This window comes from Paenibacillus selenitireducens (assembly GCF_002021565.1).
Lineage (GTDB): Bacteria > Bacillota > Bacilli > Paenibacillales > Paenibacillaceae > Paenibacillus_K > Paenibacillus_K selenitireducens.
This window is the reverse complement of sequence record NZ_MSZX01000006.1, coordinates 1-24,737: the sequence shown is the minus strand read 5'-3', so window position 1 is coordinate 24,737 and position 24,737 is coordinate 1. Positions and strand designations below refer to the sequence as shown.

General features: G+C 41.8%; 35 protein-coding genes. 33 read left to right on the top strand and 2 right to left on the bottom strand.

From position 1 onward, the window contains the following. The first annotated feature begins 2 nt into the window (after positions 1 to 2). The 30 genes from BVG16_RS15755 to BVG16_RS15625 all read left to right on the top strand — a co-directional run bounded on the left by BVG16_RS15755 (position 3) and on the right by BVG16_RS15625 (position 20,352). The gene (locus BVG16_RS15755; protein WP_078499647.1) at positions 3 to 1,610 is read left to right on the top strand and encodes an ADP-ribosyltransferase; all 1,608 of its coding nucleotides are present in this window, start codon (positions 3 to 5) and stop codon (positions 1,608 to 1,610) included. 317 nt (positions 1,611 to 1,927) lie between these two features. Beyond that, a complete protein-coding gene (locus BVG16_RS15745) occupies positions 1,928 to 2,551 on the top strand; it encodes a phage scaffolding protein (RefSeq protein ID WP_078499645.1) in 624 nt (207 codons plus the stop codon). 17 nt (positions 2,552 to 2,568) lie between these two features. After that, the gene (locus BVG16_RS15740) at positions 2,569 to 2,940 is read left to right on the top strand and encodes a hypothetical protein (RefSeq protein WP_078499644.1); all 372 of its coding nucleotides are present in this window, start codon (positions 2,569 to 2,571) and stop codon (positions 2,938 to 2,940) included. Positions 2,941 to 2,956: 16 nt separating this feature from the next. Beyond that, positions 2,957 to 3,997, top strand: a complete 1,041-nt coding sequence (locus BVG16_RS15735; RefSeq protein WP_078499643.1) for a major capsid protein — start codon at positions 2,957 to 2,959, stop codon at positions 3,995 to 3,997. Between the two features lie 55 nt (positions 3,998 to 4,052). Then, on the top strand, positions 4,053 to 4,214 hold the full coding sequence (locus tag BVG16_RS32840) for a DUF7210 family protein (protein ID WP_158081708.1): 162 nt from the start codon (positions 4,053 to 4,055) through the stop codon (positions 4,212 to 4,214). Continuing rightward, positions 4,214 to 4,588: a DNA-packaging protein gene (locus BVG16_RS15730; protein WP_078499642.1), complete on the top strand. Its 375-nt coding sequence runs from the start codon at positions 4,214 to 4,216 to the stop codon at positions 4,586 to 4,588. The genes BVG16_RS32840 and BVG16_RS15730 overlap by 1 nt, the downstream gene beginning before the upstream one ends. A gap of 1 nt (position 4,589) precedes the next feature. Continuing rightward, a complete protein-coding gene (locus BVG16_RS15725) occupies positions 4,590 to 4,943 on the top strand; it encodes an ABC transporter ATP-binding protein (RefSeq protein WP_078499641.1) in 354 nt (117 codons plus the stop codon). Positions 4,944 to 4,945: 2 nt separating this feature from the next. Further along, positions 4,946 to 5,371: an HK97 gp10 family phage protein gene (locus tag BVG16_RS15720; protein ID WP_078499640.1), complete on the top strand. Its 426-nt coding sequence runs from the start codon at positions 4,946 to 4,948 to the stop codon at positions 5,369 to 5,371. Between the two features lie 4 nt (positions 5,372 to 5,375). Continuing rightward, positions 5,376 to 5,807 carry a phage tail terminator family protein gene (locus BVG16_RS15715; protein WP_233147054.1) on the top strand — a complete coding sequence of 144 codons (432 nt, stop codon included), beginning with the start codon at positions 5,376 to 5,378 and terminating at the stop codon, positions 5,805 to 5,807. After that, the gene (locus tag BVG16_RS32835; protein WP_158081707.1) at positions 5,804 to 5,977 is read left to right on the top strand and encodes a hypothetical protein; all 174 of its coding nucleotides are present in this window, start codon (positions 5,804 to 5,806) and stop codon (positions 5,975 to 5,977) included. Before BVG16_RS15715 ends, BVG16_RS32835 begins: the two co-directional genes overlap by 4 nt. After that, entirely contained in the window at positions 5,977 to 7,293 is a 1,317-nt protein-coding gene (locus tag BVG16_RS15710; protein ID WP_078499638.1) for a phage tail sheath family protein, read from the top strand. The genes BVG16_RS32835 and BVG16_RS15710 overlap by 1 nt, the downstream gene beginning before the upstream one ends. 1 nt (position 7,294) lies before the next feature. Next, positions 7,295 to 7,759, top strand: coding sequence for a phage tail tube protein (locus tag BVG16_RS15705; protein WP_078499637.1), 465 nt, complete (start codon positions 7,295 to 7,297; stop codon positions 7,757 to 7,759). A gap of 12 nt (positions 7,760 to 7,771) precedes the next feature. Then, positions 7,772 to 8,194: a phage tail assembly chaperone gene (locus BVG16_RS15700; protein ID WP_078499636.1), complete on the top strand. Its 423-nt coding sequence runs from the start codon at positions 7,772 to 7,774 to the stop codon at positions 8,192 to 8,194. Then, complete coding sequence (locus BVG16_RS33145; protein ID WP_198957483.1) at positions 8,194 to 8,364, top strand: hypothetical protein; 171 nt, start codon at positions 8,194 to 8,196, stop codon at positions 8,362 to 8,364. Before BVG16_RS15700 ends, BVG16_RS33145 begins: the two co-directional genes overlap by 1 nt. A 61-nt stretch (positions 8,365 to 8,425) precedes the next feature. Next, entirely contained in the window at positions 8,426 to 9,073 is a 648-nt protein-coding gene (locus BVG16_RS15695; RefSeq protein WP_078499635.1) for a hypothetical protein, read from the top strand. A 68-nt stretch (positions 9,074 to 9,141) separates the two neighbouring features. Then, entirely contained in the window at positions 9,142 to 11,511 is a 2,370-nt protein-coding gene (locus tag BVG16_RS15690) for a phage tail tape measure protein (protein ID WP_078499634.1), read from the top strand. Continuing rightward, the gene (locus BVG16_RS15685; protein WP_078499633.1) at positions 11,508 to 12,203 is read left to right on the top strand and encodes a LysM peptidoglycan-binding domain-containing protein; all 696 of its coding nucleotides are present in this window, start codon (positions 11,508 to 11,510) and stop codon (positions 12,201 to 12,203) included. The genes BVG16_RS15690 and BVG16_RS15685 overlap by 4 nt, the downstream gene beginning before the upstream one ends. Next, entirely contained in the window at positions 12,200 to 13,168 is a 969-nt protein-coding gene (locus BVG16_RS15680; RefSeq protein WP_078499632.1) for an XkdQ/YqbQ family protein, read from the top strand. Before BVG16_RS15685 ends, BVG16_RS15680 begins: the two co-directional genes overlap by 4 nt. After that, the gene (locus tag BVG16_RS15675; protein ID WP_078499631.1) at positions 13,165 to 13,458 is read left to right on the top strand and encodes a DUF2577 domain-containing protein; all 294 of its coding nucleotides are present in this window, start codon (positions 13,165 to 13,167) and stop codon (positions 13,456 to 13,458) included. Before BVG16_RS15680 ends, BVG16_RS15675 begins: the two co-directional genes overlap by 4 nt. Before the next feature lie 2 nt (positions 13,459 to 13,460). Beyond that, positions 13,461 to 13,859, top strand: a complete 399-nt coding sequence (locus tag BVG16_RS15670) for a DUF2634 domain-containing protein (RefSeq protein WP_078499630.1) — start codon at positions 13,461 to 13,463, stop codon at positions 13,857 to 13,859. Next, positions 13,859 to 14,896 carry a baseplate J/gp47 family protein gene (locus BVG16_RS15665; RefSeq protein WP_078499629.1) on the top strand — a complete coding sequence of 346 codons (1,038 nt, stop codon included), beginning with the start codon at positions 13,859 to 13,861 and terminating at the stop codon, positions 14,894 to 14,896. Before BVG16_RS15670 ends, BVG16_RS15665 begins: the two co-directional genes overlap by 1 nt. Positions 14,897 to 14,899: 3 nt before the next feature. Then, positions 14,900 to 15,313, top strand: coding sequence for a phosphoglucomutase (locus BVG16_RS15660; protein ID WP_078499628.1), 414 nt, complete (start codon positions 14,900 to 14,902; stop codon positions 15,311 to 15,313). A gap of 6 nt (positions 15,314 to 15,319) precedes the next feature. Then, positions 15,320 to 16,345, top strand: coding sequence for a DUF2793 domain-containing protein (locus BVG16_RS15655; protein ID WP_158081706.1), 1,026 nt, complete (start codon positions 15,320 to 15,322; stop codon positions 16,343 to 16,345). 11 nt (positions 16,346 to 16,356) lie between these two features. Then, entirely contained in the window at positions 16,357 to 16,962 is a 606-nt protein-coding gene (locus tag BVG16_RS15650; protein WP_078499627.1) for a hyaluronate lyase N-terminal domain-containing protein, read from the top strand. A gap of 1 nt (position 16,963) precedes the next feature. Then, positions 16,964 to 17,578 carry a YmfQ family protein gene (locus tag BVG16_RS15645; RefSeq protein ID WP_078499626.1) on the top strand — a complete coding sequence of 205 codons (615 nt, stop codon included), beginning with the start codon at positions 16,964 to 16,966 and terminating at the stop codon, positions 17,576 to 17,578. Positions 17,579 to 17,582: 4 nt separating this feature from the next. After that, positions 17,583 to 18,665, top strand: coding sequence for a pyocin knob domain-containing protein (locus BVG16_RS33140; protein ID WP_198957482.1), 1,083 nt, complete (start codon positions 17,583 to 17,585; stop codon positions 18,663 to 18,665). Positions 18,666 to 18,680: 15 nt separating this feature from the next. Continuing rightward, complete coding sequence (locus BVG16_RS15635; RefSeq protein ID WP_078499625.1) at positions 18,681 to 18,950, top strand: hypothetical protein; 270 nt, start codon at positions 18,681 to 18,683, stop codon at positions 18,948 to 18,950. Between the two features lie 19 nt (positions 18,951 to 18,969). Then, positions 18,970 to 19,110 carry a hypothetical protein gene (locus BVG16_RS33135; RefSeq protein ID WP_198957481.1) on the top strand — a complete coding sequence of 47 codons (141 nt, stop codon included), beginning with the start codon at positions 18,970 to 18,972 and terminating at the stop codon, positions 19,108 to 19,110. A gap of 77 nt (positions 19,111 to 19,187) precedes the next feature. Continuing rightward, positions 19,188 to 19,589 (top strand): phage holin family protein, encoded by a 402-nt coding sequence (locus BVG16_RS15630; protein ID WP_078499624.1) that lies wholly within the window; start codon positions 19,188 to 19,190, stop codon positions 19,587 to 19,589. Next, on the top strand, positions 19,582 to 20,352 hold the full coding sequence (locus BVG16_RS15625; RefSeq protein WP_078499623.1) for an N-acetylmuramoyl-L-alanine amidase family protein: 771 nt from the start codon (positions 19,582 to 19,584) through the stop codon (positions 20,350 to 20,352). The genes BVG16_RS15630 and BVG16_RS15625 overlap by 8 nt, the downstream gene beginning before the upstream one ends. A gap of 339 nt (positions 20,353 to 20,691) precedes the next feature. Here BVG16_RS15625 and BVG16_RS15615 read toward each other — a convergent pair whose 3' ends face one another. After that, the gene (locus BVG16_RS15615) at positions 20,692 to 21,402 is read right to left on the bottom strand and encodes a hypothetical protein (RefSeq protein ID WP_078499621.1); all 711 of its coding nucleotides are present in this window, start codon (positions 21,400 to 21,402) and stop codon (positions 20,692 to 20,694) included. Positions 21,403 to 22,229: 827 nt separating this feature from the next. Between BVG16_RS15615 and BVG16_RS15610 the strand changes: the two genes are divergently transcribed. From BVG16_RS15610 to BVG16_RS15600, 3 genes are all read left to right on the top strand, one after another. Then, positions 22,230 to 22,514 (top strand): DUF4183 domain-containing protein, encoded by a 285-nt coding sequence (locus BVG16_RS15610; protein WP_078499620.1) that lies wholly within the window; start codon positions 22,230 to 22,232, stop codon positions 22,512 to 22,514. Positions 22,515 to 22,705: 191 nt separating this feature from the next. Beyond that, positions 22,706 to 23,104 (top strand): DUF4183 domain-containing protein, encoded by a 399-nt coding sequence (locus tag BVG16_RS15605; protein ID WP_078499619.1) that lies wholly within the window; start codon positions 22,706 to 22,708, stop codon positions 23,102 to 23,104. 653 nt (positions 23,105 to 23,757) lie between these two features. Further along, positions 23,758 to 24,150 carry a hypothetical protein gene (locus BVG16_RS15600; protein WP_078499618.1) on the top strand — a complete coding sequence of 131 codons (393 nt, stop codon included), beginning with the start codon at positions 23,758 to 23,760 and terminating at the stop codon, positions 24,148 to 24,150. Positions 24,151 to 24,213: 63 nt separating this feature from the next. Here BVG16_RS15600 and BVG16_RS15595 read toward each other — a convergent pair whose 3' ends face one another. Then, positions 24,214 to 24,639 (bottom strand): DUF3888 domain-containing protein, encoded by a 426-nt coding sequence (locus BVG16_RS15595; protein WP_078496412.1) that lies wholly within the window; start codon positions 24,637 to 24,639, stop codon positions 24,214 to 24,216. Positions 24,640 to 24,737 lie beyond the last annotated feature (98 nt).

Sequence of the window (24,737 nt, the reverse complement as noted above, 5' to 3'; positions counted from 1 at the left end):
CGATGAAGTCACCCGAATATTGGGCAAAACGTAGCGAAGGTATTGGGGCGAGGCAATTTCGGAAGGCAGATAGTTACCAAGAGCGATTAGATCGAGAATATAACCGCTCAATACGCTTGATGAGTAAGGATATTGAAACCTTTTATGAGCGATTTGCAGTTAATAACGAGGTTGATATTAAGGCAGCACGTAAGATACTAAATGCAAACGAGCTTAAAGAGTTTAAAATGTCCTTGGAAGAGTTCACAGCCCTCTCAAAAGATAATGCAGATGGTCGGTACACTCAGATCCTTAACAACGTCTATTATAAAACCCGCGTAAGCCGATTAGAGGCGTTGCAGGTCCAAGTGAATCATCATGTCGAAATGTTATTTGCAAAGCAACATAAGGGCATGTCAGGGCTTCTGGGCGATGTATATACCGATACCTACTATCGGACGTTGTTCGAGCTACAAAAAGGTATAGGAATCGGTGGGACATTTGCCAAAGTGGAATCTAACAAACTCGAAAAAATGTTGTCTACGAAATGGATAGGGGCCAATTACAGTCAAAGGATATGGGGCAACCGTAGCAAGCTTATTAATGAGATTCAAACGGTATTGTCTAGATCGTTTTTACGAGGAGATAACGTAAAAAGGGCTTCGCGTGATTTAGCCGAACGCATGAATGTGTCACGATCCAATGCACAGCGACTCATCCAAACAGAAACGGCGTTCTTCGCAGGGCAAGCCACTGCAGCAAGCTACAAATCTAGTGGCATTGTAAAGCGATATGAGGTGCTTGCGACACTAGATGGTAGAACGAGTAAGATATGTCGTAATCAAGATGGGAAGGTTTATCGATTGAGCGAAATGGGAGTAGGGGTAAATTACCCGCCATTCCATGCACGCTGCCGAACAACAGTTGTTCCTTATTTTGATGATGAAATTGATGCCGGTGAACGTAGCGCTGTAGATGCAGAAGGCAATTCAATCTATGTTCCCGGGGACATGAAATACGAAGATTGGAAGAAGGAATATCTCGATTCGCCAAATAAACCAAAAAGTGGTATTATTGAATCGAAGTCTCCTCTTCGTTTTTCGACTGAAAGCGAGGTCAAAGCTTGGGAAGAAGAAGTTACACCTTCTTGGCTCAACAAATTAACAGGTGATGAAAAAACAGCTATACGGACATATACAGGCGCTGCGTATGACGATATAAATGATTATTTAAGAGGGAAGAAACATCATACTAATTTTGCTGAGGTAATTCGAGGCATAAGTACTGGTTTAAGTAAGTTCAACCTTTCTAATGATTTAGTGGTTTATAGAGGACTGAAGGATTATGTTTTTGATGTCCCTGTGGACCAATTAAAAGGTCACATATTTAAAGATTCTGCATTTATGAGTACGAGCTTCTTAGAAAAGAGTAGTGAAGACTTTGCTGGTAAAGTCATGATAGAGTTAACCATACCAGCTAAGTCCAAAGGCGCATTTATTAATCCGATAAGCAAATTCAAGGATACAGAATATGAATTCCTGTTAGATAAAGGAACATCGTTTGAAATTCTTGAAGTTAAAGAAGTAAATGGGGTTTTAAAACTGGTTGCGGAGGTGTTGGAACTTGAGTAAATCATTTAGAACTGAAAGATTCACGTGGGAAAAAGGCGATCTTCAGGTGGTTGCGACTCCTGAACAGTTACAATGTCATGATTGTCGTTTCAGGACCGATCGAACTGCTAAGTGTGAGAAGTTCACGAAATGTAAACCAGATTATGTACTGAAACGATTAAAGGATTGCCCTGAATACGAGAAAGAATAGAAGCACTTACGTAATCAAAAACGTGAGTGCTTTTTTCATGCCGTCCTTTTGGTATTGCGGACGTAAAAGAACAAGACATCACCGGACGCGACCGGGTAAAAAGCGAAGATGAATGGAGGAATTAAATGTGAATAAGGAACAATTTATTGCACTAGGACTGACAGACGAGCAAGCAGATAAAGCGGCAGCAGCTTCACAAGATGAGTTGAAAGGGTTTGTTCCTAAGGCTCGTTTTGATGAGGTGAATGAAGCTAAGAAGAAGTTTGAAGGCGACTTGTCGGACCGAGATAAACAGTTAGTTGATTTAAAAAAGGCCGCCGAAGGAAACGAGGAGCTTAAGAACCAAATCGAGACACTTCAGGCCGATAACAAAACGGCTACAGATAAGTACACTACCGATATGAAGGATCTACGTGTGAGTACGGCGCTTAAACTAGCGTTAGGTAATGATGTGCATGATACAGACCTGGTGTTATCACTCCTGGATAAAACGAAAATTGAGATAGACGAAGCTGGATCAATTAAAGCTGGCTTCGACGATCAAGTGAAAGCCTTGCGAGAGAGTAAGGCTTTTTTGTTTGCAGAAAAGCAGGAAGATAAGGGTTTTCAGTTCAAGGGAGCAAAACCCGTAGAAGGAAAAGGTGACAACGGCGGGGGAAGTGGGCAAACAGGCGATTTTGGTAAACGTCTAGCGGATTTCGCTAAGAGTAATGAGGGCTTGGATAAAGCTCGTGCATCTTATTTTGAGTAATGGAGGCTGAATAGAAAATGAGTAAATATGTTGAAACGAAATATAGCAATAAAAAAGAAATTTTGAAGTTTCCTGATCACTATGTAGCGGTAGCCGTGACAGTAGACGATGCTGGGGTAACAGCTAATGCACACGGTAAGAAGATCGTTCCAGCCGGTACCATTTTAGGCGGCGGCGTTCTAATTGACTCTAGCAAACTAGCTAAGAAAGCTAAAACAACTGCGGATATATCAGATGCTGATGGTGTGCTATTAAATGATACAGATGTTACGTATGGTCCTGCGCCGGGCGCAATGGTGATTCACGGCTTTATCGATATGGGTAAAATCCCGAATGCGCCTGATGCTGCTGAAACGGGTACATTGAAACAAATCACATTTTTGAAATAAGGAAGGATGATAACAAATGAATATTTTTGATCTTGTTAACGCGAAAAACGTAGCAACCTATTACCTTGCTAACCCATCAAACACGATCCCATACTTGGGGGCTACATTGTTTCCATCAAAGAAACAACTAGGGCTAGATTTGAGTTGGATCAAAGGATCCCGAGGACTACCGGTTGCATTAATGCCATCTGAATTCGATACAAAAGCAACACTGAGAGATCGTATTGGATTCAGCAAGGTAGACACAGAAATGCCATTCTTCCGTGAAGCGATGCGAATTGGTGAAAAGGATCGTCAAGAACTTAACAAACTTGCTGCATCCCAAAACGAGGCACTGATTATGCCTGTTATCAATGCAATCTATGATGATGTAACAAATTTGGTCAACGGTGCACAAGTGATTCCGGAACGAATGATCATGCAACTCTTATCCACGGGTAAGATCAGCATTACTGCGAACCGACTTGACTACGACTACGACTACAAAATGGCGGCATCACATAAAGAAACGTTGACTGCTGATGCGAAGTGGAGCAACCCTGATGCGGATGTCGTAGGGGATATTAAGACATGGCAGGATACGGTTGAAGATGACACTGGGTCCCGTCCAGTAAACGCAATCTGCACGCGTAAGACTTGGAACTATATTCTCCAGAACAAAGCTATTCGGTTGGATATGAACCCACTGGGTGGACAGAACATCATTATGACAGATGCAATGATGAAGCAGTATCTGCAAACGAAACTTGGGGTAAATGTTGCTGTTTATAACAAGAAATTTGCCATTCAAGACGGCAGTACGAGCCTGTTCTATCCCGATGATGTATTTACACTCATTCCGGATGGAACACTTGGAAATACCTATTATGGTACAACACCTGAAGAATCTGATCTTATGGCTGGCAGCACAGCAGCGCAAGTATCTATCGTAAATACAGGCGTGGCGATTACAACGATTAAGGAACCGCATCCAGTTAACGTCGAAACTATCGTATCGGAAATCGTGCTGCCATCATTTGAAACGATCGACACTATCTTTATTGCGAAAGTTGCTTAGTTTAGTAGGAGGGGAGTGATCCTCTCCTTTACTTTCCTTGAAAGGGGTAAGACTTATGACCGTCAAGCCAAAAAAAGACAAAGCAAACCTTGTTGAATGGATTGAGAATGTTAAATATCGTGGAAAACGATATCGAGCTGGCGAATCGGCTGAAATCAACGAAGAGGACCGCGATGAGCTTATTGCAGATGGTGTTATTAGAGCGGAGGACGAGTAATGGATGTTCCTGATATTTGGGCTATCATAAAACTACGCCTTGGGCTAAAAGATGATGAATTGCAACCTTTAATGGAAACCTACATTGAAGAGATCGGCAACCGTATCATGCATTATTGTAGTGTATCTACCGTGCCTCCAGGACTCAAATTAGTTTGGGTATCAATGACAATAGATGCAGTACGTATCGATCAACCAAATATTGATGAGGTAGCTGATACTGCAGGGCGTGGTGAAACGATAAAGATTGGGGATACATCGACGTCACCTTCTAATGCCTCAGGTGGGCTAACAAACGTTTCGAAATCGTCTATTGATGCGGTTGTACTTAACTATCGTGTTGATCTTAACAGGTATCGTCGGATGAGGTGGTAGTATGAACTACTCACGGCATCGAAAGCAAATGGAAAAGATGTATGAGGACCTTGCCACCATCAAGCGTTGGGAGAAGACGAAAGTCAACGGTGAAACGAAATTCGATTGGGTTGTAAAGCTTATGGATGTTCCTTGTCGGCTATCTCAGAAAGCTCTTGCTTCCAACGGACAAACGGAGACTACGAATCAAATCGCATATGAAACGAAATTGTTCATCTCGCCAGATATCGAAATTAAGCAAGGTGATTTAATAGAAGTTACTCGCGGCACTGTAATCCGGGCATACGCTGCTGGAGAACCGTTCCCGTACCCAACGCACCAAGAAATAAGCATCCAGCGGAAAGATAAGGCATAACCATGGCAAATTGGGGCAAGTTTGAATTTGGCGAGTTCGAAAACTTTGCAAAGACAATAAAAAAATCTCTAGATGAACGAGTTATTGAGCGTTGGATCCGTGAATTTTTATTGGAAATGGCCTACCGTGCTGAACGTAAAATAAAAAAACGAACTAAAGTCGGTGAGACTGGTGATCTACGGCGTAATTGGACAGTTGGTAAGGTCGAGCGCCGCGGCAACTCCTTTGTTGTGGAGATATACAACAATACGGACTATGCATCGTTCGTTGAGTACGGGCACCGCACTGGTGAAGGCTTGACCAAATGGGTTGAAGGCCGTTTTATGATGACGGTATCCATGAAAGAGATTGAGCGCGATCTACCCAAGTTTATTGAGAAAAAGCAAATGGAATTACTCAATCAGATCATGAATGGCAGGAAGGGGTGACGCCGTGGGGGTTGTAACAACAAATAGCATTCGAGGCGGTGTCATCCTGGCACTGTCTCTTTTGTTTCCGGACATGGATGTCTATGGCGAGAAGATACCAGAAGGATTTGAAACACCATGTTTATTTGTGAAGTTGTTGACCGCAGCACAAGACAAGGAAATGAACAGGCGCTATAAACGCTCTTATCCCTTTGATATCCACTTTTTCCCTCATGGTCATGATTACAACCGGGAAGGTCATGAGATGGCTGAACGGCTTTATGACGCGCTCAGGATAGTAGATATTAACGGCGATCTGTACAAGGGGACCGGCATGAATCACGAGATTGTAGACGATGTGCTGCATTTCTTTGTGGACTTTAATTTCCATGTACTTTCTCAAAAAGAAGATGAACCGGTAATGCAAACACTGGAACAAAAAGGAGTGATCAAATGAGCAAACCAGCAGCAGTGACCACATATACCAAGGAACAAGTATTAGGCTCGCAGCGCTTTTCGAACGTCCAAAAGGATATATTAGGAGCACTTTTGGGTGGAGATCAGGAATGTACATTGGAACAAGCGGAAAAGCTTATCCAGGAATTTGAAAAGAAGGAGGTTCGCTAATGCCAGGAGGAACATGGGTTACCCAAAACAAAGTACGGCCAGGCGTATATATCAATTTTGTAGGGGAAAGCAAGCCCAACGGGGCAGTCGGTGAGCGCGGTATTGTTACTATGCCATTACCGCTGAGTTGGGGGCCGTCTAAACAAGTCATTGCAATCAATGCGGGCGATAATGTCAGCGATGTGCTTGGATATGACATAATGTCTCCACAACTTATATTGGTGCGAGAGGCTCTAAAACGAGCTAAGACACTCTTGCTTTATCGTTTAAATACTGGCACAGCCGCAAAGGTCACAGCCGGTACACTGACAGCAACAGCCAAATATGGCGGTGTAAGAGGCGACCATATCAAAATCATTGTTCAAAAAAACATTGATGACGATACGAAATTTGATGTTACAACCGTTTTTGCTGGGCAGGCAATAGAATTGCAGTCAGTCAAGAAGGTAGAAGATTTGAAGTCTAATGCCGTTGTGGTATTTAGCGGTAGCGGAGCATTAGAAGTGACTGCAGGCGCGTCGCTCACGGGGGGCGCCGATGGCACAACCACGAATCAAGATCATACAACGTATTTGGAGGCCATCGAAGTACACGACTGGAATACTGTGGCGCTACCAAGTACAGATGCAAGTCTGAAATCCGTGTATGTATCGTTCGTGAAGCGACTTCGAGATAAAGAAGGGGTAAAGATTCAAATTGCCCTTGAAAACTATCCAGCAGCCGATTTTGAAGGTGTGATAAGCGTTAAGAATGGTGTTATCCTATCCGATGGAACTAAACTCACCGCTGCACAAGCAACGGCATGGGTAGCTGCTGCAACGGCAGCGGCGAACGTTAACGAATCCATGACGTACACAGCTTACGACGATGCCGTGGACGTAGACAAACGATATACAAACTCGCAAATTGAAGCGGCTTTGCTCAACGGCGAGTTTGTTTTTGTTGCAAACAATGGACGGGCGGTAGTCGAGCAAGATATTAATACCTTCACATCATTCACACCGGAAAAGGGAAAGCAGTTTGCTAAGAACCGTGTTATTCGTGTCTTGGATAGCATCGGAAACGACCTTAAACGTATCTTTGAACGCTCCTACATCGGCAAAGTAAACAACAATGATGATGGACGCTCTATCTTCAGGGCGCAATGTACGACATACCTGAACACGCTGCAGAATATTGCAGCAATCAAAAACTTTGATCCGCAGACGGATGTAGTTGTACTGCCTGGAGACGAGGTGGATTCGGTATATACGGAACTGGCAGTTCAACCGGTAGATGCTATCGAGAAAACCTATGCGAAAGTGAGGGTGAAGTAATATGAGTTTTTTGAAGGCCAAAGATACCATCTCGGGTCAAGAGGGACGGGCATATGGAATTATCAACGGACGAAACGAAGAGATGTTTTTTGTGAAAAAATTGGAAGCCAAATTAGAAAAGGAAAAGACCGATATCAAGACACTAGGCCGCAGAGGTACACAGCATAAAGCAACCGGATGGAGCGGTAGTGGAAGTATGACGATCTACTATGTTACATCATTGTTCCGTCAGATGATGCTTGATTATATCAACAAGGGGATCGACACATACTTTGACATCCAAATTGTTAACGAAGATCCTACATCAAGCATCGGAAAACAGACGATCATCCTAAACGATGTGAATTTGAATGGTGTTGTTATCGCTATGCTTGATACCGGCAGCGATGCTTTGGAAGAAGATATCGATTTTACATTTGAAGGCGTAACGATGCAAGATCAATTTAAAGCCCCGACATTGGGATAGGAGGAAATATAGATGAGTAATTTGAGCGCATTTTTTGCACAAAACGTACCAACTGAAGTAGTGGAGGAATTGGTGGTATCGCAACGTTTTAAGGGGAAAGAAGAGAAGCCAATCCCTTGGAAAATCAGAAGCATGACAGAAGAAGAAAACGCCGCTCTACGTAAGGCGTCAATGAAAAAGATTAAGGGTAAAGGCGGTGTGTATAGTCAAGAGATTGACTTTGAAGAATACACAGCGCGGTTGGTTGCTACCAGCGTCGTATTTCCTGAACTGAAGAATGCAGAATTACAGCAGTCTTACGGTGTCATGGGTGCTGAAGCGTTGTTGAAAAAGATGCTACTACCTGGGGAATACACAGTGCTTTTACAGAGTGTACAGTCATTGAACGGCTTCGATAAGTCTGAACAGGATTTGATTGAAGAAGTAAAAAACTAATGAACGAGGGCGATGCTGAGACGCATTACGCTTACTTCGCCCTCCATAAACTTAAAATTATGCCTCATGAATTAATGGCTTTGGGAAAGCACGAAAGAACTGCTATTTATGCAATGATAGATATTAGAGTCGAGGAAGAAAAGAAGGCTGAGAAAACAAGAAAGAAATAGACCACATCTCCTATATTTGGTAGTATAGATAGTGAATATCAGCTATAAGGGGATGTAATTTATGAGGGTAATACGTAATATACTTGCAGCAGTATCTTTTGTGTTGACGGCTTTCTTTTTTGTATTCTTCATATATACATTGACACAGCCTGATATGCGTACAGGAAAGATTATCGGAATCATAATGTTTCTTGTCTTCATCATCTGTGGTTTTCTTCTCCGAGTTCCATCTAAAAAAAGTGTTGAGGCAAAAGAAAGGATGGAATCACTCGGAATACTTGCAACAGTGCCACTAAAACATGTGGAAGGTCTGCCATTAGCAGAAAACTCACATTGCATGGTGTCAGTTGCTGAGGACAAAGTGATAATTGAAGGTGGCGGAACCGACTTTAATATCGGAGTGTCCCAAATAAGAGCGGCTGAAATTAAAACAGATGTGGAAATTGCGAACATCGTACATAGCAGCGCAGCGAAGGGGATTGCCGGTGGATTGTTATTTGGTCCGATCGGACTTGTGGTTGGTTCGAGAGCGATGAACAAGGAGAAAAAGACATATTCATATTACCTGGTCATTAATTACACAAATTCAGCTGGGGAACTTGCTGTTGTTATGTTTGAGTCCGGCACAGATCCTTTCGTTGCTAAGAAGATAACAAGCAAGTTAAAACCACTTATCATTAACAATCCAAAACAAACAGTGCAATTATAGGAAATTAATTATAGCGTCCCAACCGGGGCGCTTTTTTCATGCCCTAAAACCCGAAAGGGGGTGGTTCAATGGCGACAATCGCTTCTAGTTTGGCCTTACATGACAATATGACTTCAGTCCTTAAATCAGTAACAAGTGCTATGAATATGACAGTGTCATCTATGAATGACATGCATTCTACTATGGGAAAGACATTTGATACAACAAAGATCGATGCTGCCAGACGAAGCATTCGGCAAGCTGAAGCAGCAATACAAGGCATGCCGGCCCCAATTGAACAGAGCACACGAAAACAAAAAGAGTTTAATCAGCAACTAAAAAACGGATCATCTACGGCCAACGACTTAACCAAGAAAATAATGGGATTTGTAGCTGCATATGCAGGGCTGCGAACCATTACAGGGATGTTAGGCGGCGGCTTTGAGATGTTCAAAAACTTTGAACAGAGCATGGCAAATGTCCGCGCCATAACAGGTGCTACGCCAGAAGAATTCATGGCGCTTCGGAACGAAGCCAAGCGATTAGGTGAAACAACCGTATTCAGCGCGTCAGAAGCTGCAGATGGGATGAAATACCTTGGTATGGCTGGTTGGGACGCAATGAGCATCATTGCTGGTATGCCTGGCTTGTTAGACCTAGCTGCTGCAGCTGGTGAAGACCTTGCTCGTACTGCCGACATTGTATCTGATACCATGACCGGTTTTAGGTTGTCCGCTGAAAAGGCGACACATGTTGCTGACGTATTCGCATACACGGCCACAAAAAGTAATACTAACGTATCGATGATGGGTGAAACGATGAAGTACGTTGCGCCCGTGGCGGAGAGCTTTGGAGCGTCGATTGAGCAAACGTCAGCGATGATCGGTATCATGGCTAACTCTGGTATTAAAGCCAGCCAAGCAGGTACATCTATGCGGGCAGGCTTTTTGCGTATGGCCGACCCTAAAGCACGCGCTGAAATGTCGCTGGAACAACTCAATGTGTCTTTTATAGATGCTAAGGGTAACATGAAGGACGTCGTAACCATTGTTGACGATTTATATAATGCCTTTGGTCGTTTGACGGACGGAGACAAACTGGCAGCAGCACAACGTATATTTGGTACTGAGGCCGCTACAGCTTGGCTTGCGGTGATAAAAGAAGGACCGGATGCTTTGGTCAAGTTTACTCAAGCTCTGGAACAATCGGACGGCGCTGCTGCGAAAATGGCGGAGATCATGAACAACACAACTACTGGTAAGATAAAACTGTTCTTGTCGGAGATAGAAAGTATTTGGATTGACTTTTACGACGGGCTTGCTTCACAAGGTGTTGGTGATGTATTCAGTACTGTGTTAGATGCACTTGCAAATGGGTTGCGGCGTATTCTACCTATTTTCAACGACATCATTATTGGCGCTGGTAATGTCGTTTCGTTTGTTCAAGATAACTGGACGACAATCGAGCCAATAATTTGGGGGATTGTTACAGCACTAGGAGCTTGGATAGTAGCAACTAAAGCGCAAGCAATCGCGGAAGGTATGAAAACTGCTGCTACAACGTTTGGCACGCTTGCTATATTCGCTCAGACTTTGGCGGTCGGTGGACTGCGAATGGCATGGGCAGGATTAAATGCTGTAATGAAGGCAAATGTATTCATTTTTATCATCTCTGCGATTATTGGTTTGATTACATGGCTAATACATCTTTGGAAGACAAACGATAACTTTGCTGCTGCCTGGGAGCGTACATGGAATAATATTTTTGGATTTTTTGATCAAGTACCGATCTTTTTTACGTGGGTTGGAAATGGGATTGTAAACGCATTTCAGTGGGCAAAAGTAGAATCGCTTAAACTGATGGAATCACTAGTTAACGGTGTGATAGATGGGATTAACTGGTTGATAGAGAAGCTAAATAGTCTACCTTATATTCAGATGGATGCGATCCAGCAAGTGAACTGGTCGGCACAAGCAGCAACAGAGGCAGAGGCAATAAAACAAGCTGGAGACGCATCGCTCAAAGCTATGAAGGACGAAGCTAGTCGTAAATCTGCTGTACGCGAATTAGAAGTCCAAAACATGTTGAAAAATCGTCAGGAAGAGCGTGACGCTGCAGCGAAAGCACAGAAAAATTCAACTGCTAAACTTGAAGGTCAAAGCCAAATCAAGGGTTCCGGTGGTTGGGGTGATGGTACGCAGCGACTCAAGGGGATTGATGAGGTTGGCAAGGTTAAAAAGGTCGAAGGCAAGGTTGATGTTGCTTCGGAAGACCTGAAGGTGATGAGAGAACTTGCGGAGATGAAGAATATCCAAAACTTTGTGAGCCTTACTCCTACGGTAAGCGTTGGTAAGGTTGATATCAAAAATGGTGCGGACGAAAAATCGTTCATTGCTCATATTACTAAGGAACTACAAGAACAAATTGTTACATCCGCTCAGGGGGTGTATGGAACATGAGTTACGGCATACAACTGAGTTACAACAATAAAGAAGAGGTTATTGATTTGCCAGTTATGCCACCCTCTATAAGCGTTAATGAGGGTAGCAATGGCAAAGACTATAATGTTGTGGGGCTTGGGGAGATCAATGTCATCAAGGATGCGAAATTAACTGAATATGAGTTTAGCAGCATCTTTCCGGGTCACCTTTACCCGTTTGTTCATACAGAAGATCTACTGTCCCCGGGTGTGTACGTCGAATACCTAAATCGCTGGAAGAGAACAAGGCGTCCCATCCGATTTATCGTCAAAAGTGATTTGTACGATATCAACACGCCTGCAAGTATTGAGTCGTTTGAATGGAAAGAAGTGGCCGGGACACAGGATATAGAGTATTCAATCAAACTCAAAAAATACATCTTTTACGCCGCCAAGCAGGTTAAAGTAACGAAAGCAGATGCAACTGGTAAGACCGAGGCAAAGAGTACTACCAAAACCCAAAACACTCGGCCTAACGAAAAGGTACCACCTAAGACATACACAGTAAAAAAAGGTGATACCTTGTCCGCAATAGCCAAGAGAACATTAGGTGACGCCAGCCGTTGGAAAGAGATCCAAAAGCTAAACAACATGTCCGATGCCGACGTGAAAAAACTCAAGATTGGACGAGTGCTGAAGATTCCTGATGCTAAGGCGGTGGCGAAAAAATGAGTATTGAAGTGATATTGGATAACAAAAACGGGAACGTGTGGAACATATCCGAGATCGTTTCCGGAATCACATGGAAGACATCAAGGTTCAGCGGAGCCGGTAGTTTGGATTTTACCCTTATTAAAAATGCGATCTACCAAGCGACAGCATTTACTTACCAAAACGGCGATGTTATAAGTGTCAAGAAAGATGGCGAAAAGGTTTTTTACGGATACATCTTTTCTATCGATGGTGGCAAGGACGAGGACGTAAAAATCAAAGCTTACGACCAAATCCGTTACCTGCAAGCTAATGACACGTACAAGTTTACCGGTGCTACAGCGTCGGAAGTGATTAAGCGTATTGCAAGTGATTTTAAGCTTAAAACCGGCTCAATCGTGGATACCAAGCATAAAATTACTATGCTTGAAGACAACAAAAAGCTATTGGATATAATCTATAAAGCGCTTGACTTGACGATTATTAACACCGGCAGCAACTATGTTTTTTATGACGACTTTGGCAGTTTGGCGCTAAAGAACGTTAAGGATTTGCTGGTTGATATATATATTGGTGAAGGCAGTTTGTTGACAGATTTTAACGTTAAAACATCTATCGATTCTGACACTTACAATCAGATCGTATTGTACAAGGACAACGAAAAAACGAAGAAACGAGAAAAGTATGTCGCGAAGGACAGCGCCAACATAAAGAAATGGGGCGTGTTGCAGCTTTACGAGAGCGTCGATGAAAACATGAATGCTGCTCAAATTAATAAGTACTTGGATGCGTTGGCAATAATAAAGAATCGAGAGACAAAGGAAATGAAAATAGAAGCGATCGGAGATATCAGGATCAGGGCTGGAAGTTATGTCCGCATACTCATAAGTGAGTACGGCATAAACCAGCCTTTTCTTGTGGACGCTTGCTCGCATTCCTTTGACGGGGCCGAACATATGATGCAGCTGGAGTTGAAAGTGATATGAATTTACTTGAACTCATAAAGAAAGCCGCAAGCGATGCCGTGTATGCTGCCAGTCCCGTAAATGTCGTGTTTGGCACTGTGATTAATACTAGTCCGATTGAAATAAATGTGGATCAACGTCTATCACTAACCGAGGAATTTTTGGTAGTAGCAGAAAGCACACAGGAATTAAAAGTAGAAATTGAAGGAAAAGAATACGAAATTCGGCGTGGTTTGCAAAGGGGCGATATCGTTTTGCTGCTACGCGTGCAGGGCGGACAACAATATGTGGTTTTGGATAGGGTGGTGTGACAATGATACCTGAAGGATCAAGTATTGAAGATGGACTGGAAGAGGTAGAGGAACCATCCAAGACGTGGTTGGTGGACTTTGCTTCAGGTCGGGTTGTGGGTATGACCGATAACTTGGAAGCTATCAAGCAGGCTGTTTTTGTGGCGCTGTCAACCAATAGATATGAACATCTTATCTATTCTGACGAGTATGCCAGCGAAATAAGCAGTCTAATAGGTTCAAATCAAACATTTATCGAATCCGAGCTTAAGCGCATGATCGAAGAGGCGTTAATGCCAGATGACCGTATTTCGGGCATTGAAAATCTTACCGTAGAGTATGGCAGCGATCAGTTACTTGCAAAGTTTACTGTTATTACATCTTACGGAAAGTTTGATGCCGAACAGCAGGTGGTGAAGTAATGTACGAAGATAAAACATTTGAAGCAATACTAGATCTGATGCTGGCTAGAGTGCCTAATGACGTAGACAAGCGCGAAGGATCAGTTATTTATAATGCTTGTGCTCCTGCAGCGTGGGAATTGGCACAAATGTATATGGAAATGGATGTGATTCTACATTTGGCCTTTGCATCCACATCCAGCGGGGAGTATTTAACACTTCGAGCAGCTGAGATGGGAGTAAATCGCAGTATGGCAACAAAAGCACAACGAAAAGGGATATTTTACGCAGCCGGAGAGGCATTAATAGATGTCCCAATCGGCACACGGTTTTCTATAAATGCTGTGAACTATGTAGTATTGAGCAAGATTGATACAGGGCAATTCATCCTTGAGTGCGAGACAGCTGGGGAAGCAGGAAATTCTCCAGTAGGTGCTTTATTACCCATAGATTATGTTTCTGGCCTAGCCCGTGCTGAGTTAACAGACATATTAACAGAGGGTATAAATGAGGAATCAGACGAAAAACTTTTAACGAAATACCAATTACGTGTCCAGCAGCCATCCACATCCGGGAATATCTATCAATACAAACAGTGGGCTATGGCTGTCCAAGGAGTGGGCGACGCTAAAGTATTCCCTTTGTGGGATGGTCCTGGCAGTGTAAAGGTCGTGATTGTAAATAGTGATAAGCAACCTGCAGGCCCCGCTTTGGTGGCTGAGACAGTCTCCTATATCGAGAAGGTGCGGCCCATCGGTGCAGCTGTAAAAGTAGTATCCGGAGTAGGCAAAGCGATAACCGTGAAGGCTACTGTGACCCTTGCCTCTGGTTACACATTGCAAAGTGTGTCGGATGGATTAAAAGCGGCGCTGACAGATTATTTAAAAAGTATCGCCTTTGAAATGTCTTATGTAAGCTACGCACGTATAGGTACTTTGTTGATGGGTGTTCCCGGCGTGCTAGATTATTCCGCGCTATCTTTAAACGGTGGTTACATCAATATTGCGTTGGCTGATGAAGAAATACCTGTTTTCGGCGCGGTAGATTTGGGGGTGTGATAGATGTCTTATCCCGATCAGGTGGACCAATTTACGGACAAGCTGAATAAAAAGCTTGATGGAAGCGTGTATGTGATTGAAGAAATACTTACGATCACCGGGGGATTATTTGAGGGGTTACTTGCACACGACAACATCACCAACAACAGCATAAGGGTCTATACTGGCCCTAAGCTAACCGGTAAGGAAATCACCGATTATGTCATATCCATCCCATCAGATACACCTTGGCGTAGATCCATAAAAATCTTTGCAGATGTCCCGAAGGTTTACGTTACTTATGAAACAGACGGTGACATCGTAGAGGCTGATGATATAAACCAATTACAGGTTAGCATCACATCGACGCAAGCAGAGATTGAGAGGTACAAAGAAGAGGGGATTATTGATGGTGGATATTTTTCGAGGGGGAAGTGATACATTTTGGCACAGCAAACAATACGTGTTCGACGAGGCACAAAGGCAGAATTAGTCGCTTTAGGTGCATTGTTGTCCGGAGAGATGGGTTTTTGTACTGATACGAAAGAGGTATTCATTGGGGACGGTACTGTAAATAACTTTGTGGGGAGAGCAATGTCGGGGACAGAGGCAGCACGCCCAGCAGCTGCTAATCTAGGGCGGTTCTATTACGTCACAAGTGGTACAAACTCAGGTTACTTGTACTTTGATACAGGGACGGCATGGCAACGTGTGAATGCACAAAAACTCTCTGAACTAACAGGAACACTTGATGATATTAGTGATGGCGCTACCTACGCAAAAGTTAAAAAGGCCGACATCACGAATGGACAAGTTAACAAAGTGTCAGATGGGACGAATACCAAGACAGCTGCAGAAATCAAAACGCACATTGACGATGCAACATTACATCGTAAGATTAATGATTCCAGCACAGGTATTATCGATTTATGGTCTGCTCAAAAAATTAATACCGAAATTTCTAACGCCATTCGAGGTTTAAGTTGGCAGGATAGTGTGGGATCCAGAGTTATTACTATTCCCCCCGGATCGCCAACTTTGAATAACAGGTACATCATCCCTGCGAACGCTACGGGAGTATGGGCAGGAAAAACGAATCAAATAGCCCACTGGAATGGTACATCATGGATTTACTATACTCCAACAATAAGCTGGGCTGTTTATGTTCACGATGAAAATAAAAACTACACATACAATGGAACATCATGGGCACGAAGCGGTGAAGCCAACCAAAACATTATTGCTGGTGATGGACTTGGAGGCGGAGGCCAAGCAGACACCGTAACACTATCCGTCGGGGCTGGGAATGGTATTACAGTGGGGACAACAACAGTCTCTGTAAAGGGGGCAAAAGGAATTACCGTTGATGCAAGCGGAGTGTCAGCAAACATTGATAATAGCAGTATTGTAAATGATGCCGCTAATGGTAACCGACTCATGGTTGCTGTAATTGATGGCGGTACATTTTAGGGGGATAGAGTATGCCAAGGAAAGCACTGATACAAATCCGTAGAGGCATAGAAGCAAATATCGGTACATTGGCCTTAGGTGAGTTAGGTTACTGTACTGATAATAAAAAGTTGTATATCGGGACCGATTCGGGGAATGTGCTGTTGGTGGCGGCTCAGACAGCCGGGGATATGCTTAAAAGCATCTATGATACTAATAATGATGGCAAAGTAGATAAAGCAGAAGTGGCTGAATCAGTTCCGTGGGCAGGTATAACGGGTAAGCCTACGTCTTTTGTTCCGGATGCACATGAACATAGTAGAGTACAAAAAATAGATAAGAGGGATAGAAAACCCGCCGACACATCAAAAGGGTACGCTGAATTTGTATTTACCTCACTTGGAGGAATGACGGGTGCAAGCAATTCTGATTATCAGGATATGATTGTGCTCAATATGTATCAAGATGTCTCAGGAGGTATGGTGAATGCCCTGGTATTTGATAAAAAACAAATGAAAATATTGCATTATCAAGCAGCACAGACTGCAACAACCTGGGGAGCACCCAAAACACTGGCCTATTTATCGGATGTTATGCCCAAGGGTCCATTAACGTGGAACCAACTTAAGGGGGTGTGATATGTACGGACAATATCAGTATGGAACCTTGCAGTATGGAGCGGAAACCGAAAAAGGAAGTCCAATAGACATCTTTACACCTGATCTGCTTGAATACCTACCAAAATATTGGTATGACATTACTGAAATGGTATGTATCCAGGACACGGCCGCCGCCGAAATTGGAACAACTAAATTTTCAATCGATGATGTTTTGAAACAAGTTTTTGTTAAAACGGCAACATGGGGATTAGAGCTATGGGAAAGGGAGCTGGGACTCACTACCGATAATACTAAGCCTTATGAGCGTAGACGAGAAATGATATTGGCGAAGCTGAGAGGATCAGGGACCACAACAAAAGAAATGATCAAAAGTGTAGCTGCAGCTTTCAGTGGTGGCGAGGTAAAGGTTTTTGAGTATCCCTCGGAATACCGGTTTGAAGTTCAGTTTATTGGAGTGATGGGGATCCCACCTAACATGGCCGGGCTTATGCAAGTGTTGGAGGAGGTTAAGCCGGCACATCTGACCTACAACTTCAAGTACTCTTACACTTGGTGGGATACGTTGAAGCAATTAACATGGCAGCAAGCAAACAGTAAGTCATGGAGCGAATTAAGAACTTATAAGGGAGAGTGAGCCTATGAAGACAACCGGGAATCTAGCGTTGAAGAAACCGGAAGGCACCGATATTGTTAATATCGATGACCTTAACGCGAATATGGATATATTGGATACGGAGGTGGTCAAGAAGGCGTCTGCTACATCTGATGGCAGGATAAGTAAAGAGGATTGGTCCAAATTAAACGGGATTGAGGCAGGGGCGAATAAATATGTCCATCCTGCAAATCATCCACCTAGCATAATTGTCCAGGATGCAAGTAACCGCTTTGTATCAGATGCAGAAAAGACTGCTTGGAATTCGAAGGAAACACCTACAGGAGCACAAGCCAAAGTAGATGCACACGCTAACCGAAAAGATAACCCGCATAGTGTTACGGTTGCCCAAATAGGTGCTGAGACACCTTCAGGGGCGCAAACTAAAGCAAATACAGCGGAGAGTAACGCCAAAAGTTATGTTGACGCAAAGGCATGGCAGAAACACAGATTAACAGATGATTCAGGTGTTGCTACTGTTATTGGAGACTTAAATTTAGCGGATAATACTGGTTATTATATGGGTTCTAACATGCTGAATGCACCTACTGCAGACTGGTATTACGTCGAGGTAATTAGACATAATCCCATTTGGTGTGTTCAAAAAGCTATTAATTTTAATAGAGATTCATTCTATATGAGACGAAAAGAAAATGGAACATGGAAGCCTTGGAGCCAAGACCTTTTTACATCTGTCAGTGACGGTAAAAACGCTATTGCAGGCGCGATTGCTGGCAAAGGTGTTCCTGCAAGCGGTAGCGACGCATTCGCAGTATTAGCAAGTAAGATTGGGCAGATAAACACAGGGAAAAACTTTAGATACTTAGAGTTCGGAGAGACAACAGGGTTCCAAACCATTGAACTTGGGTGGGAGTGGCAGGCAATACTATGTACAATTGAATACCCTGTCCCAGGAAGAGGATTGGCCATTATGAGAGGTGGATTTACTCTACAATCAGAAGGGAGTTATATTCCATATATAAGTCCTTTCGATATGACAGCAACAGGGTTCGGGATAAATTACTACGCCGAGGCGAAGAGAACAAGGGTCTATGCATACGGAAAATAACAAGGAGGTTTAACCATGGAAGAAACGTTGATTATTTACGACACAACAGGATATATCATTTATCAAGCATTTGGTAACTTTAGGGAGCCTGTCGGTATTCCATTTTTGAAGGTATCTATACCTGACGGGAAACGTGTATCAAAAGTAGACGTATCAGGAGAAACGCCAACGGCTGTATTCGAAGATTTGGCAAAGTCAGATATAGAACTTTTAAAAGTATCGAATGAAGAGTTGAAAAAGTCCATAGCTGAATTAACGATATTGATTGCAACGCCACAAATTTAAATAATGGAGAATGATGAAGATGACATTTACAAAAGATAGCGGATTGGTAAAGGTTTGGGTTAGCTTGGTGATGGCAGGAACATATAAGCTTGAGCAAGTGCCGCAGCTCTCTAATCTTAAGACAGTCGTTACAGAAGTGATCAACAGAACAGCAGCTTAAGCGCCGCCGATATGGTAGGCGCTATTTTTATGCCCTCGGGAGTCTGGGGGCTATTTTATTTGAAAAGGAGAATGACAATGGAAACGGTTTTGAAATGGTGTGTTGCTTTAATTACTAGCTCTGTAACATATTTTTACGGGGGGTGGTCGGCTGTGTTAGGTGCATTACTTGCATTTGTTATTTTCGATTATATCACTGGTGTTGTTGCGGCTGGATCCTCGGGAGAGTTAAAAAGCAAAAAAGGATTAATCGGGATTGCACGTAAAGTGTTCATTTTCGCTATGGTGGCCGTAGGTCACTTGGTGGATGGAATCCTAGGTGATAGTCATATGTTGAGGGATACAATTGCATATTTCTACATTGCCAATGAGGTATTATCGATTATTGAAAACGGTGGCCGGTTGGGTGTACCGATCCCACCAGTTATTGTACAAGCAGTTGAAGTATTAAGAGGGAAAGGCGGTGCTAAGAATGACTAAAGTTGTGGTTATCGACGCAGGGCATGGCGGTAAAGATCCAGGAGCAATTGGCAACAACCTTCAAGAAAAAATGATTGCGCTACATATCGCAACCGAAGCAGCTAAAAGACTAGAGCAGCTATATGATGGTGTGAAGTGTATCTTAACTCGATCTACGGATGTATTTCTAGAATTGAAAGAACGCACCGATCTAGCGAATAAAGCAAAGGCAGATGTGCTGGTTAGTGTGCACTGTAACGCCGGTGGCGGTACTGGGGGGTTCGAGTCATTCCGTTATACATCTGCATCGGCTGCTTCATCGGCGTTTCAAGATGCGCTGCATACCGAAATTATGTCCAGACTTAATCCGTTTGGAGTGAACGATCGTGGTGTGAAGGCGGCAAATTTGCATATGTGCCGCGAATCAAAAATGCCAGCAGTTTTGACCGAGAACCTGTTTATCGATGTTCTTGCCGATGCTAATCGATTAAAACGTAATGATGTCATAGAAGCAATCATTGCAGGCCATGTTGCCGGTGTGGCGAAATACTTGGGACTAAAAGTAAGGCTAGTTAACGTTACAAATTATGGAGAGGATAAAGATAACTTGACACTTACAAATTATCAAATGCAGGTATTAGTGAAAACATTAAATGATTTATTAAAAAGTGGTGTCATTACAGATAAGACATGGGTAGAAAAAGCGGAGCAAGGACTTCTTTCAGTTTCAGAACTAGCTTGGTTAATACTAATAATATTAACAAGAGCTAACATTAATCAGTAAATGTTTTTTTTCGGATGTTATTGGGGGCCGATGTACTCAGTTTCTATTCTTTTAGGGACTTTGTTAAGGTGCTCTTTTTTTGCTATTTCCTCGAGTTCTGATTTATTAGTGATAACTTTATTTTGGAGATCAGCTCGGCTATTCTTGTTAGGTGAAATTAAAATAACATCGTCTTTTAGAACTATGTTAATCAATAAGATAATGGAAGCTAGTAGCATTAATAAGAAAATAAATTTCTTTTTCAATTTTAGATCCCTTCTTTTTTTGAATTTTCTTCATTATACAATAAAATGGAAGGGAATTACAAATGGAGGGGATATATATCCCCTCCATTTGTTTTTAGTAAAGTGTTTTCTTGATGTATGCACCATCAGCTTTATAGCCAAATCCTTCGCCAAGGTAAACCATTCCACCTACACTATTATCCATCCCATAAACTTGATATGATTTTTTATGGTATGTAGTATATATCTGTATATGCATATGCTCGCCAGCTGCAATTGGTGTATTGCTTTGATAGCGGATTGACTCAGTACTTGAAATGTTGAATCCGAGTGAACTACTAAGTAGACTTGCAGAAGCACCAAAAGTACCAGTTACAGAATTTGATTTTTGTTCCGTTTTATCAATTACGAATGTGTCTGGTCCATCGATATAAAATTCTCTATACAAATCTGATGAGGCATTATAAAATCCACTTCCAAAATCTTTAATGTTCATAATATCGTACCAGAGGATAGCTCCAAGAGCGGAAGGTGATTCTGGAATTTCTTGCGTGATCTCTGTGTTTGGATTAGGAATATATTCATATTCGATTCTTTTTGGTAATTTGCCATTATACTCTAGATTTTCTTTTAATGCTATTTTTTTTATTTCAGCGGGGTCTGTTATTGTGATTTTATTTGAATCTCCATTAAGCGATTTTGTTGTATGAATCGGAATTCTTTGATCTTTTTCATCAACATTTGACACATCTTGTGCGAATGCATTAACAGGAATGGACAATGACAACACTGTAACAATAGATAAAATTAGACTTTTTAATTTCATTTACTTATCCTCCTTGTTTGTTGGTTGTCCTACTTCAGAAGAGATAATGAGTAAATAATTGGTTCACCACCCTTATATTACTTTGTGAAGTTTAACAACCGTCAATGAAATACGTGATTTTACATTATCTCTAATCTATATACTAAACTACTAAAAATTGTAATTCACCGAAAATCGTGTTGCGATTATCCGAAAACCGTATTGCGGAATAATATATGCATCATGCATATTGTTGCGTGGTCCGCAAGAAAATTGTTATTAAATGTAATTAAAAGTTATATAATGCTATAGGGCGTAAAAGAAGTCAAATATTGCGGTGACCGCAATGAACTCGAAAGAAAACTTAAAAAAGCCCCGGATTACTCCGAGGCTCTTTTCATTTTATCATCTGATTTTACTAATTTCATTTTGTTGTCAGGCATTGGATAGCTTCCATTATTTATTGCTCTGGTAATTGCATTGAAACAAAGTTGGTATAGAGTAGCCTTTGGAAATTGATCAATATGCATTCACACCAAGCCTTCGTCATCTGATTTTAAATATTCAGAACCCTGCCCACAGTTATGTATACAAGGTTGATTGAAATAGCAAATCCCCACTGGCTCTTGCTGGTGGGGCATCTTTTTATTTTTTTTTGAATTTCCAAGCGCTAGAGATTTTTGCTGATGCTGAACATATATCATGATGGTAGTATATTAATCTTAAAACTAGTTTAATTAGATAATATATGAATATCTAATAATACTTGTCCGTTTCAAGATGATAGATTACCACATATATTAAGGTGTAGGGCCTTACAATAATATGAAAGCTAGGGGTTGGTTTACATGGCAATTATTAAACCATTTTTAACGTCTTCAAGGTTCGATTCTACAATTGGAGCTGGAACAGGCACAGGTGCCACATTTGCAATTGCGGCAACTGCGTTCGATAATGATGCTGGAGTTGTAGCCACTGCATTTCCTAGTGCATTTGCTTATTACAATCTCTACATTAATGGAGTTCTTCAACAAGGTAGTACGTCAACAATCACAACTACAACAATTACCATTCCTAACGGTGATGCTGAAAATGCTGGTACACCAGTAACTGTAGAATTCGTTATCAACTAACAGTTAGATAAATCCCAGGCGTATTTTTCCGCTTGGGATTTATCTTTTTTTGTAGCTTTACTAATTCAGATCAACCCCCATGTGGCTACATATTCAAGGTGTGACGTAGCATGACGACGGTCGACCGCATAGAATGTATGAATGCAGAAATTGATTCAGTAAAAAAATTACTATGCGTAAGGAGTAGTCTGATGATGACTTATGAATGGAAAAGTAACCTAGTGAGTAATTCATATGTCAGACGTAGTCAGCACCTAGTTATCACACCATCAGGTTGCCCAGACATTTTTCCTGGCAAACCGTGCCCCCCTAATCCGTGTCCTCCGATTATACTGAAGACAGAAACCTTCCAGTATACGACTATTTCTGATGGAACAAATAATCAGTACACAAGCAATGATGCAGTGCTGCAATTCAGTACTTCCGGTATACTCGATCCTAACGGTATATCTATTGTTAATCTGTTTATTAATGGGATCCTTCAATCCTCAAATTTATATGTTGTACATCAGGATGTTTTAATTTTAAATGAAGCTCCTTATCAAGGTGTTCCCATCATCCTTCAGTTTATTAAAATCACCACAGTTTAAATGGAACTCGAACGATTAACAGGTGATAAGAAGTGATTTGGGCGTGAAATAAACATTTAGTAATTAACCGTGTTTATAGAGTGACAATACCCCACTGGCTTCAAGGCTGGTGGGGTATTTTTTTGTGCTGATCACTCCAAGGCTCTTTATTCTGTTGCACAAATAAATAAGCACGGCGCCATAAAAAAGGAAACCATGCAATCGAAGGGTGACGAGGCTCTTTGAGATATACTATGCAAAGAATATGTTTACTGTGCATTTGACGGGTAGGTTAACGTAACAATTTCAAGACTTATGTTAATTACGAGCCATCTCGACGGATCTTTCATATTTCAATAATTTGATTCCCGCACCATCCTGGATCCATTCGGGAGTTACGTGAAAAGTTAATCGATCTACATTATTTACATTGCCTGGTTTAACGTAGACTGTGACAATGAATCCTCCATGCTCATTGCCCGATCCATATCTTATTGTATTATATTCATATTTGGGTTCAAAGCTGCTGCTGTGTCCCTGAGTGATGTTATATTCCATTGCAGCATGGACTGTTTTACCTAAGCATGTTCTGAGCTAACGGGCAGTTTAGTTTCATAAGGAATAAGACAAATTGGGTATGATAAGGGGCAAATGTGAAAATGAGGTGCACCCTGATGGTTAAACAATACCTAATTATAGGAATTTTATTATTCGCTCTTGCCCCTTTACAAATTGCTAAAGCAGAACCTTTTTCTGAAGGGTGGTATGTCACAACAGAGGATATTATTGCAGATATTGTTTTTTCATCCATTGATAAGAGAATCGAAAAGGAGTACGGGCACAATGTTTTTGGTTGGAAACGAGGAAGAATCGTTGGTATTGATTACAACAAGAACCATTCTTATGATATTTCTATGAGGATTGAAGTTCCCTCCAAAAGTAATTCGTCTGACTATGTAGAGGACCTAGTTAAAGTAAGAATATATCCAGCCTGCGACAGCCCTAAAATTGCTTGTAATCATAATTTCAAGGTAGTTATATTAGATTACAATCATTTGTCCCAATAAGATTTCACTCATCCGAAAGTGTTTTGAACGTTGAACTAACGGGCAGGTTAATCGAATAGTTAATCACGGATTTTGCAATTCAGGAGGTAAATCATATGTAGCTAAATGGGTGTGGTTAATTAACTCTACTGAAGGTCCATACGAAATTCGATACGTTAATCGGTCTTTTCCTACTGGAACATGGTGTCCTGCAGTCGGCTCAATTTCAAATGAAATTTCTAATTTGAAGCCACGGAATCCATTTATTCTTTTGGTTTCGGTTACTTCAATTTTCCACGGTGTAATTTCAGGCGAAAAAGTTTTTGAAATATTTGGGCGGTAATAGTTATCAAGAACTTCACTAATATAAGGAGTTAGCAAGTTCATGAGCATATCCTGTAGCCTAAGTTCTTCTGAGTCCTCAACGGGTTGATTTGCCGAAGCTATATTGGTTTGAAAAGAAGAAACAAGAACAAGCGATAAAAAAAAAGAAAAGATTATTTTTTTCATTTTATTTACAGACTCCTTTTATGGTTATTATTTACCAACTCCTTTAATTTATGTGGCTTATTAAGCTAACGGHGCTNDGRYANAGTATHNATSSGYAS

Coding starts and splice junctions, on each gene's coding strand:
- BVG16_RS15725 (WP_078499641.1), top strand. CDS start 4,590: ATGAACTACTCACGGCATCGAAAGCAAATGGAAAAGATGTATGAGGAC.
- BVG16_RS33145 (WP_198957483.1), top strand. CDS start 8,194: ATGAACGAGGGCGATGCTGAGACGCATTACGCTTACTTCGCCCTCCAT.
- BVG16_RS15595 (WP_078496412.1), bottom strand. CDS start 24,639: ATGAAAAAAATAATCTTTTCTTTTTTTTTATCGCTTGTTCTTGTTTCT.
- BVG16_RS15740 (WP_078499644.1), top strand. CDS start 2,569: ATGAGTAAATATGTTGAAACGAAATATAGCAATAAAAAAGAAATTTTG.
- BVG16_RS15630 (WP_078499624.1), top strand. CDS start 19,188: ATGGAAACGGTTTTGAAATGGTGTGTTGCTTTAATTACTAGCTCTGTA.
- BVG16_RS15690 (WP_078499634.1), top strand. CDS start 9,142: ATGGCGACAATCGCTTCTAGTTTGGCCTTACATGACAATATGACTTCA.
- BVG16_RS15610 (WP_078499620.1), top strand. CDS start 22,230: ATGGCAATTATTAAACCATTTTTAACGTCTTCAAGGTTCGATTCTACA.
- BVG16_RS15710 (WP_078499638.1), top strand. CDS start 5,977: ATGCCAGGAGGAACATGGGTTACCCAAAACAAAGTACGGCCAGGCGTA.
- BVG16_RS32835 (WP_158081707.1), top strand. CDS start 5,804: ATGAGCAAACCAGCAGCAGTGACCACATATACCAAGGAACAAGTATTA.
- BVG16_RS15605 (WP_078499619.1), top strand. CDS start 22,706: ATGATGACTTATGAATGGAAAAGTAACCTAGTGAGTAATTCATATGTC.
- BVG16_RS15635 (WP_078499625.1), top strand. CDS start 18,681: ATGGAAGAAACGTTGATTATTTACGACACAACAGGATATATCATTTAT.
- BVG16_RS15600 (WP_078499618.1), top strand. CDS start 23,758: ATGGTTAAACAATACCTAATTATAGGAATTTTATTATTCGCTCTTGCC.
- BVG16_RS15720 (WP_078499640.1), top strand. CDS start 4,946: ATGGCAAATTGGGGCAAGTTTGAATTTGGCGAGTTCGAAAACTTTGCA.
- BVG16_RS15645 (WP_078499626.1), top strand. CDS start 16,964: ATGTACGGACAATATCAGTATGGAACCTTGCAGTATGGAGCGGAAACC.
- BVG16_RS15735 (WP_078499643.1), top strand. CDS start 2,957: ATGAATATTTTTGATCTTGTTAACGCGAAAAACGTAGCAACCTATTAC.
- BVG16_RS15755 (WP_078499647.1), top strand. CDS start 3: ATGAAGTCACCCGAATATTGGGCAAAACGTAGCGAAGGTATTGGGGCG.
- BVG16_RS15675 (WP_078499631.1), top strand. CDS start 13,165: ATGAATTTACTTGAACTCATAAAGAAAGCCGCAAGCGATGCCGTGTAT.
- BVG16_RS15625 (WP_078499623.1), top strand. CDS start 19,582: ATGACTAAAGTTGTGGTTATCGACGCAGGGCATGGCGGTAAAGATCCA.
- BVG16_RS15700 (WP_078499636.1), top strand. CDS start 7,772: ATGAGTAATTTGAGCGCATTTTTTGCACAAAACGTACCAACTGAAGTA.
- BVG16_RS15730 (WP_078499642.1), top strand. CDS start 4,214: ATGGATGTTCCTGATATTTGGGCTATCATAAAACTACGCCTTGGGCTA.
- BVG16_RS15695 (WP_078499635.1), top strand. CDS start 8,426: ATGAGGGTAATACGTAATATACTTGCAGCAGTATCTTTTGTGTTGACG.
- BVG16_RS33140 (WP_198957482.1), top strand. CDS start 17,583: ATGAAGACAACCGGGAATCTAGCGTTGAAGAAACCGGAAGGCACCGAT.
- BVG16_RS15680 (WP_078499632.1), top strand. CDS start 12,200: ATGAGTATTGAAGTGATATTGGATAACAAAAACGGGAACGTGTGGAAC.
- BVG16_RS15665 (WP_078499629.1), top strand. CDS start 13,859: ATGTACGAAGATAAAACATTTGAAGCAATACTAGATCTGATGCTGGCT.
- BVG16_RS32840 (WP_158081708.1), top strand. CDS start 4,053: ATGACCGTCAAGCCAAAAAAAGACAAAGCAAACCTTGTTGAATGGATT.
- BVG16_RS15685 (WP_078499633.1), top strand. CDS start 11,508: ATGAGTTACGGCATACAACTGAGTTACAACAATAAAGAAGAGGTTATT.
- BVG16_RS33135 (WP_198957481.1), top strand. CDS start 18,970: ATGACATTTACAAAAGATAGCGGATTGGTAAAGGTTTGGGTTAGCTTG.
- BVG16_RS15660 (WP_078499628.1), top strand. CDS start 14,900: ATGTCTTATCCCGATCAGGTGGACCAATTTACGGACAAGCTGAATAAA.
- BVG16_RS15705 (WP_078499637.1), top strand. CDS start 7,295: ATGAGTTTTTTGAAGGCCAAAGATACCATCTCGGGTCAAGAGGGACGG.
- BVG16_RS15650 (WP_078499627.1), top strand. CDS start 16,357: ATGCCAAGGAAAGCACTGATACAAATCCGTAGAGGCATAGAAGCAAAT.
- BVG16_RS15615 (WP_078499621.1), bottom strand. CDS start 21,402: ATGAAATTAAAAAGTCTAATTTTATCTATTGTTACAGTGTTGTCATTG.
- BVG16_RS15670 (WP_078499630.1), top strand. CDS start 13,461: ATGATACCTGAAGGATCAAGTATTGAAGATGGACTGGAAGAGGTAGAG.